Annotated in this window: 3 protein-coding genes and 1 pseudogene; all 4 read left to right on the forward strand. The window is 64.6% G+C overall.

Annotation, left to right across the window (positions count from 1 at the left end):
• Positions 1–700: 700 nt before the first annotated feature.
• Positions 701–910 (forward strand): annotated as a pseudogene (locus ACZ7HQ_RS43445) (transposase); the annotation flags it as partial.
• Between the two features lie 91 nt (positions 911–1,001).
• Positions 1,002–2,660: a discoidin domain-containing protein gene (locus tag ACZ7HQ_RS43450; RefSeq protein WP_471002651.1), complete on the forward strand. Its 1,659-nt coding sequence runs from the start codon at positions 1,002–1,004 to the stop codon at positions 2,658–2,660.
• 1,025 nt (positions 2,661–3,685) lie between these two features.
• Positions 3,686–6,058, forward strand: coding sequence for a helix-turn-helix transcriptional regulator (locus ACZ7HQ_RS43455; protein ID WP_471002654.1), 2,373 nt, complete (start codon positions 3,686–3,688; stop codon positions 6,056–6,058).
• 429 nt (positions 6,059–6,487) lie between these two features.
• Positions 6,488–9,154 (forward strand): hypothetical protein (locus tag ACZ7HQ_RS43460; RefSeq protein WP_471002657.1); only part of this gene is annotated, 2,667 nt, incomplete at its 3' end.

Raw genomic sequence — 9,154 nt, forward strand, 5'->3', positions numbered from 1 at the left:
TGAGCGTCACGGGCAACGAGACCGACCCCAACCTGCAGAACAACAACTCCTGCGTCACCACCCAGATCCCCGGCATCCCGCTGATCGACCCGGCCATGGGCAGCGCCGCAGCAGGACTGCTCACCCTCGGCGGATTCCTCTACCTCCGCCGCCGCAACACCACCGGAGCCGCCATGTAGGAAACCTCTGACGAGCCCTTCATTCAGGCACTGATCGGTCCCTCGCCACGCTCTATGGGGAGGGACCGATCGTTTCCGGGAAGACCTTGAGCCCTTTCCAACCTGGCCATTGGGCCCGGTGTTCAAGCTGGCCTGCCGCAAGAAGGGCATCGTGCAGTCGATGGGCAGAGCCGAATCTTGCTTCGATAACGCCGTGAGTGAGGCGATCAACAGCGTCCTCAAGGTCGAGTACGTCCACAGGCACACCTTCCGCACCCGCACCGAGGCCCGCATCAAGATCGCCACCGGATCACCAACTTCTCCAACACCAGGCGGCTACACAGCGTATGCGGGTTCAAGAGCACGATCGACTACGAACGCGAGTACCGAGCCGCCCTCCCAGAGGGCCTGGCCGCATAGATCGTCTCCACGCTGCGAGGGGATTGACAGTTGACCGCCTGCTGACCGGTGAAAAGGGCCTCCCACCGCCCCCAGCATGGGGTACGGACCGTGCCGCTGGCACCCGGCTTCGGCGGCGTGCTCCCGTTCCCCGCGACTCCGGGAAGATCAGCGGCAACCTCCGCCGCCCACGACGCTACAACCGCCGACTCCAACGAGTCCTCTACATCTCCGCACTGTTCAGCATTCGAAGCTGTGAGGATTCCCGCCGGTTCTACGAACGCAAACGCTCCGAGGGTAAGCGTCACATCCAGGCCGTCCTGGCCCTGGCCCGCCGTCGCGTCAACGTCCTCCCCTGGTTTCCGGTCGCGGGGTCGCTTCTCGGGGTCGCACGATTGTGTCAGGATCGGTCCATCCGGGAGCGAGCGTTGCTCTGGAGTCTTGATGAATCTGAAGCTCAGCCGGTTTTCCTTAGTTGCTGCTTTTGGGGCGGTGGTGGCCTGTCTGCTGGTGATGCCCGTGGCAGCGATGGGAAGTCTGACCTACCTAGGCAAGACCAGTGATGTGTTCACGGTGCATGATGTGGGGCGGTTAGTGAACGATCCCCGTGATGCGTTCTTCGTGCCTTACCAGGGCAACCCGGTCGTCGGCGGCCCCAATCTCTACTCACCCAACCCAGTAAAGGGGGATGGTGTTTGGCACGTCTATTTCGGTGGTTGGCTTGCCAAGGGCCAGGGCAACGACGAGATCTACCTGGCCACCACTCGTGACGATACGCTCACCAGTGGATTCTCCAGTGCCAGGACGGTCATCGGGCACGGCGTCTACGTGCATGCCAATGACCCTTCCACGGTCAAGCGGCCCTTCGGCTGGGTGATGGCCATGACCACGGCGGTCACAGGTACGGGAGGCGACCGGTGCTCGGTGCTCAGCTCCGGTGATGGCGTGCGCTGGCCACAGCTGACCGACCACAGTCACGAGGTCGTCTTCCGTGGCGCACACGTGGCCAAATGCGCCCGCCCCTCACTGATCTGGAACGCAGAGTACGGCCACGGCGCAGGCCGGTGGGAGCTGTACTTCGATGGCACCGTCAACAACGGCCCGGCCTATCAGCAGCACCTGGCCGTCTCCCGCGAGGCCATCCCCAGGCACTTCACCTACCTACAGCGGATCGGCAGCTTCGTCGAAGGCGACATCCGTCGGCAGAACGGGCACTACATCGCCGCCTATCGCAGGACCCAAGCGCCACGCCCCTGGCGTCTCCACTACGCCACCAGCACCGACGGGCTCCACTTCACCGACCATGGTGAACTGCTGGCACCCGACCCCCTGGCCCCGGGCGGCTACGACCGCTGTGGTGTAAACACTCCGGGCTGGGCGATCAACGAAAAGGGCCGAATCACCGCCCTGATGTACGCCGGCACGGCCGACTGCCACTTCAACGACCACAAGCTCGGCGTCGCCCTCCCCCAGTCCGCGACTGTCCTTTTCACTGGGCGCGTCGCCCACGTGCACCGCCAGGCCGTCAATGCCACCGTTCAGCGCGTCGACACCCATCGGCACAAGTCGGTCGACCGGATTCAGGTCATCGACCGGCCCAGGGCAGCACCCCGCATCGACCAGACTGTCGCAGGTAACGGCGGAGACGCATGGTCGGCACAGGCGCGTAGCTACACGCCGCTGCCCCGCAGGAGTGCTGTCGCCTCCTCCGTCGCCCCCGGTGCGTTCGCTGCCTCCAACGCCATCGACGGCACACCGGCCACCTCATGGTCCTCCGCCCGCGGCCCCGCCAACCGCACCGAATGGATCAGGATCGACCTCGGCACCGCACAACCCATCCGCCGGGTCGTCCTCACCCCTCGCCACAATGGCTGGGGATTCCCGATCGACTTCGCCCTCCAAACCAGCAACGACGGGACAATGTTCACCAACGTCCGATTCCAGCAGTACACCGGATTCACCAACCCCGGCAGCTCCAGGGTTCCCCTTGCCTTCACAGCCCCTGTCAAAGCCCGGTATGTCCGCGTCCTGGCCACCACACTGGGCACAGACGCTCACGGCACCCCCTATTTCCAACTAGCGGAAGTCTCACCACAGAAATAATCTCCTCGCGTAAGGGCGTGGAGAGTGGCTTCGCCTGGGGCGGCCGGGCAGGAATGGGCTCTCAGTGCCAGCGGGCCTGCCGATGAGATACCCCCGCCACTCACGCCAGACCGTGGCCCGCCCAGCCCACGCAAGATCACCACATGGATCATGCTGCCCGCGGCGCTCTGCGGCTCAAGAGGAAGACCAGCTCCTGAGCGTGCGGCTGGCGTGCCCCGACATCGCACGGCCCTGCGAGCTCGCCCGTGCCTTCCACGATCTGCTCCAACATCGTCGTCGCCACCAGCTGCTGGAGTGGGGGCGCGAAGCCGAGCGTGAAGCAACGACCCCAAGCTTTGCCTTCGCGCAGGGTTTGTGCCTCGACCTTCAGGCAGTCACCGCCGGCCTGACCCCGCCATGGAGTTCCGGAATCGTCGAGGGCCACGTCAAGCGGGCCATGTATGGCTGAGCCTCCTTCCGCCTCCTGCGGACCCGCATCCCCCTGAGGGCATGAGCCGGGCAATCACGCAATCGCGCCCAGAACCAAAACCGTGACCGCCCACATCCACGGTCCTTGAGCAGTCTCCATGCAACCGGTGGCGTGACCAGCTTGTCATGAGCAGGCGTTGGTCTCCCGCCCGCGCCGTTCCGCTGAAGCCAGTCTGTCTGTTGTGTAGCGCAACTCCTGCGTTCGTCACACCCCACCCCTAACGCCAAACCAGGTTAATCTGCATCAAATGCCCAAAATAGGAAAATGTGAGTGATCTTGCTGGGCTGCTGTGTGGTGCATGTGAGGGCCGGGAAGTGCGTGGGTGATGGGCGGTAACGGCCGTTGCGAGGTGTGTGGCGGGCCTTTGGGGAAGGCGTCGGGTTCCTCGGCGGGTGGCCGTCGTGGCAAGCCGGGGCGCGTGGCTGTCTACTGTTCGAGTGCGTGCCGGCAGCGTGCTTTTCGCCGGCGGCGTGCGGCGGAGCGTGCGGCGTCGCAGCCGGCTGCGTCTGTTCCTGGGGCCGGGGAAGGGCCCGGATCGGGGGGTGGTCCGCTGAGGGTGCCTGAGCTTCCTTATCCGCTGGATTCGTTCGTGGGCCGTGAGGGGGAGTTGCGTGAGCTGCGGGCACTGTTGCGTGCCCGCACGACCCGGTTGCTGACCCTGACCGGCCCGGGTGGTGTCGGTAAGACGCGGCTGGCGGTTGAGTATGCCCGTGGGCGGCGGGCGGGGGAGAGCCCGCTGTTGCTGGTGGAGCTGGCGGGTCTTGCGGAGGGCGCTGATCCTGTGCCGGCGGTGGCCGCCGCGTTGGGCGTGGGTGAACACGGCGGCCGCACCGGCGTGGATTCCCTCGTACACGCGCTGGGCGGGCGCCGGCTGCTGCTGTTGCTGGACAACTGCGAGCATGTGGTGGACGGTGTCGCGCGTCTGGTCGTGGATCTGCTGGGACGCTGCCCCGCGCTGCGTGTGCTGGCGACGTCCCGGGAAGTGCTGCGGGTGCCTGGGGAGGTGGTGCTGCGGATCGGCCAGCTGGACATGGGTGAGAGCGAGAGTGGGCCGACGGGGCGCGGGAAGCCGGCCGCGCCGTCCGACGCGGTGCGGCTTTTCATCGACCGTGCCAGGGCGAGCGCACCCGGCTTCAGCGCAACGGGGGACGCTGCTCGTACGGTCGTGGAGATCTGCCGTCGCCTGGAGGGGATGCCGCTGGCGATCGAGCTGGCCGCCCGCCGTACGGCGAGCCTGCCCGTCAGGGAGATCCTGGCCGGGCTGGACGACGAGCTGGCCCTGCTGGGCGACGGCAGCCGCACGGGCCCGGATCGGCACCTCGACCTCGCGGCCGCGATCGACTGGAGCCACCGCCTGCTGGAGCCATCAGAGAAGGCCTTGTTTCGCCGGCTGTCCGTCCTGCGCGGCGGATTCACCAAAGACGCGGCCGTCGCCGTCACCGCTAACGGCCCCGACGGCCTCCTCCCACCACGCCGCATCCTGCCGCTGCTGCTTGCTTTGGAGGCCAAGTCTCTCCTCGTTCGAGCCGCGGATCTCCGCCCGCCCCAGGCTGCCAGTGCCGGCCCGGGCCAGGCCGGGTCTGCCGAGGTCCACGAGGCGGGCCGGCAGGCCATGTCGGTGCGGTTCCGGCAGTTGGAGGCGATCCGGGCCTACGCGAGGGAGCGGCTGGAGGAGTCCGAGGAGACCGAGCAGGCCCGGCGGCGGGCCGTTGAGTGGCTGTCAGAACTTTTCGCTCCGTTGCTGGACGCGGTCTACACCAATGCCACGGCGGATCGGGCCTTGGCCGAGCAGGAGAACCTTGCCGCGCTGGTTGCTTCACAGAGCCCAGCCAGGATGCCCGAGGGGCCTCCATCTCCTGTGCTCGTCCTGGCACTGGCCCTCGTCCGATATCACCAGGATCAGCTGACCGCCGCCCAGGCTCTGCTCCAGCAGGGCCCCGAGTGGCCGGACAACCGCCTCCAGGTGGCCCGGCTGGCCCTGGCCAGCCGCGTCAGCACCTGGCAGGGTGACTCGGACACTGCCCTGCGGTTCGGCGAGCAGGCCGTGGCACTGGCTCGCAGTCTCGATCACCCGGCGCTGCTGGCCCGGGCCCTCGACGCGCGTGCCTGCGCCCGGCTGATCCGGCGGGAATTCTCCCAGGCCGTGGAGGACTTACGCGGCTGCGCCGATGTTGCTGCTGTCCTGGGCCGTCCCGGGGATGAGGCTGTAGCCCGCCACAACCTGGCGTGGGCATTGCTCCGGGCTCACCGCCTAGCCGAGGCCGACTCCCTCCTCACCCGTAGTCTGCCCGTGCTGTGGGAGTATGCATCCCCGCACCTGCTTGCCGCTGCCCTGCACACCGCAGGCGCCGTCCGGCTGGCCCTTGACGACCTGCCGGCGGCTGAAGAACTCTTCGCCGAGTCCCTGCGCGCGCTGCCCGTCGAGGGCTACCAGGCGCCGCACGCGGTCGAGGGGCTGGCCGCGCTCGCGGTCGCGCGGGGTGAGTACCAGCGCGCCGTCCGGCTGTTCACGGCCGCCGCCCGCAGCCGGCTGGAAAGCGCGATCGATCCCGGCTGGCAGGACCAGATCGCCCCCTTCCAGGCCCGCGCTGCCGCCGAGCTTCCCCCCGCCGCCCGGCAGGCGGCCGAGGCCGCGGGGCGCGCCATGGCGTGGCCGGCGTTGGTGACGTATGCGCTCGGCGAGGGGGAGGCTGCACCGGCGCGCACCGGTCGGCCTGGTCCTGCGGGGCCGCTGACCGTGCGGGAGACGGCTGTCGCCCGACTCGTCGCGCAGGGACTGACCAACCGACAGATCGCCAGCAGGCTGAAGATGGCGCCTTTGACGGTCACCACCCACCTGAACCGGATCCGTGACAAGCTCGGCGTCCGCTCCCGCACGCAGATCGCCCTGTGGCTGGCGCAGCACAACCCCACACACGGCGATTCGTAACACCTCACCCCATTTTGTTTCGGTACATCACTTGTGGGATGTGCTGTTCCCGCCGCTTTTGTCAGGCTGGTGGCACACGGGAGCTCCTTCCCGCCCTGGGCACAGCGTGCGCATCACCGGCGCCCCACATCGTGGTGGGTCATGGCGCCAAGATCGCCCCATCGCCGCAACGAAGCGACGACTGGCTCTCAGGGGCCACAGGACGCACGCCCTACGCCACACCAGAAACTCTGGCACCACGCGTAACAGACGAGCCACTCGTGGATCACATGAAACAAATATTCCACCGATCTGAGCAAAGATGCCAGATCCTAGGGGTGAGGGTCACTGAAAAACGTGAGCCTCATCTTCTCCCCCAATTAACCCCTTGGTGACTTCCGTATAAGCGGGGAGTCCACCGAACTCAATTCGCTCTTCAAGGAGGACATCATGTCTGGACGTCACAAGAAGGTACGCAAAAACTCGACCGTGGTGGCGAACCGGTACGCCGCCGTATCCCTTTCCCTGGGGGTCGTCCTAGGGATCGGCGCGGCCAGCGCCGCTCCGGCCTTTGCCGGCCCCGGCCCTAGCGATGAGCGAGCTACCGGGCGTGTTGCGGGTGGCGACGGGGGCAGCTCAGATCGGGGCAGCGGAGCGGCGCGGGAAGAGACGATCTCTCCTCAGCCTGTGGCCGGCGAGAGCGTGGTCACCAATGACAGCGACATGCCCATGGTTGTCTACTCGGGCCCCAGTGATGCAGCCTCAATGACTGTCTTCCTAGGGAATCTTGCGGTAACGCTGGGCTCTACCTTTATGGAGGGAAAACCGATTCAAGGTATGTCCGGCCTTGCTGGGTGGGCTGGTCGGAATGTTGGTCCGAATACCATGCTTGACCTTTTCGATGTCGGGCGCGGCGGCGCCAGCGGCTTTGCAGCTCTGAGCGCTAAGTACGGGCTTACCCTCATCCCTCCTCATGCGAGTCGGGTGGTCTCCAAGGCCCCCGCTAGCGCCACCGTGGCGGAGCCCGGTTCTTCCGTGGTCGGCAAGAACATGCGGCTCAAGTTCTTCACGCTGGATGGCAAGCGTGACGCAAAAGAGACCATCATCGACACCCCGGCGGGCAGATCATGGCACTTCCATGGCGGCACCTTCTCCGAAGCGGCTTCGGAAAATCGTCTGGCAAAGTCGGAAAAGCCGGGTGCAGAGAGCTACGAAGTGGGACATAAGGAGGAAAGCGGATTCGAAAGCGTGATGAGAACCGCGAAAGATTTCTGGGATTCTGCGAATAAGGCGGAGGTGAATGAGGTCAAAAACAAAACACGCAACGTGGTATTCGTCACTGCTGAGCCTTCCAGTGCTGCGACAACTCTCAATACAGTAGCCGACCTCGCAAGGGGCGTAGCTACCGCACTCGTTGGCCTTCCTCCCGGCTCAAACCTTGCGGTCTCCTCCGTTCCTTTGTTGCAGACCCTTCTCCAGAAAAGTGGCCCGGTGGTGCTCAGTCCGCAGGGTACCGAGGGTGACACCAAAGAAGTCTCTACCACTACCAAGCTCGACAAACTTTTCCATCCGCTTGCGGATATTGCTGACCACGCCGGCGCAAAAGGCGCCCAGCAATTAACATTCCACCAGGTCGACGGGAATGGGGGTGTTAAGACTTCCATTTTCGACGGCTACCTTGGCACGAAATACGAAGCCAGGGATGATGGGATTTATTACGGTGCTGGAAACACCGAGCCCAAACATGCGCAGGGAATCCGTGCCGGTTACTGGCTGGGTTCCAGGGAGGTTCAGGCGAGTGAGCGGGCGGCAGCTGTAGCAAGTGCCGCTGTCGCCAGTGGGCTCATCGACCCTGTCAGCCTTAACAAAATAACGGAAACGATTCTGCCCCAAAAAATGCTGGAGGATGTCAAGAGTATATTCACCGGTCCGCAGGATGCAGAAAAGGTGAGAGAGTACCTCTCGACGAAGGGATATACCGCAGGCATGCCTGCGGTGGATTCACTCCTTCAAGAGGTATATAATCACGCATTCGCTGCACTGAATGGCGACGTAAAGACTGGCTCACCTGCGGACACAATCTTGAGCTCCCCCCGCGCGTCTTCATCGTTGGCGCTCGGCGCGTTGCGGGACATGCAGAGCATTGCTGAGCGGAACCCCGGTAACACGAAACTGGTCGAGGGTGCGCAGAAGGTCGTGACGGGCTTGCGGGCGTTCCTGAACGGAGACGCCATGAAGCGGTTGGACTCGAATGTGTTGGCAGCCCTCCATGACGGGGCCACTGGCCTGGAACAGCGCCTGAATGATCCGAAGGGCTCGGGTTCCCTTACTTCGGTGCAGAAATCCATCGATCGCGCGCAGAAGGAGATCGACAGGGTCACGCCGACGGTAAGCATTGAAAATAAGCAGGAGCATATGGAGCATATGTATCCGCTAACCGGCCCTAAGTTCGGTCGTTTGTTTGACACGGAATTGACCATCCGCAACGATCGTGACAAGACTGTTCATGTAACCGACAATAACGAGCATGCGTACGATATCGCCCCCGGGGACGTCGCAATCCTCCCCAAGGCGTCTAAGCACTCTATAACTGTGGTGACTGCAGAAGGTGCAAAAACAAAGTTTGATACCGGTAGTGACCATGACTACGGTGTGACGAAAGATGCCGTTGTCTCCTTCGACCCCCATGAATACGGTCCGACGAAGTATAAGAAGAACTACAGCCAGTACTACGGATATCACCCTTTTGACCAGCAGGTGTGGCCCGAACCGGACACGAAGAGCAGTATTGGCGAGAAGTCAGCAAGCGATCAAGCGAAGGACAGGCCGCAGCCGACCGCTGAGGGGAAGGCTGTGGACGAGCGGAAGGTCTCCGAGCTTATGAAGGACAACTCGGGTATGACTAGGCAGGATGCCCTCGACATTCTGGGTTCCAAGGAGAAGCTCGCCAAGGATGATCCGCTGACCGACTCGAAGGCCGTGCTCGAGAAGCAGAACCGGGAGGCGAAGGACCGTGCGGACCGGGAGGCGAAGGACCGTGCGGACCGGGAGGCGAAGGACCGTGCGGACCGGGAGGCGAAGGACCGTGCGGACCGGGAGGCGAAGGACCGTGCGGAC

This window comes from Streptomyces sp. NPDC037290, from assembly GCF_055603245.1.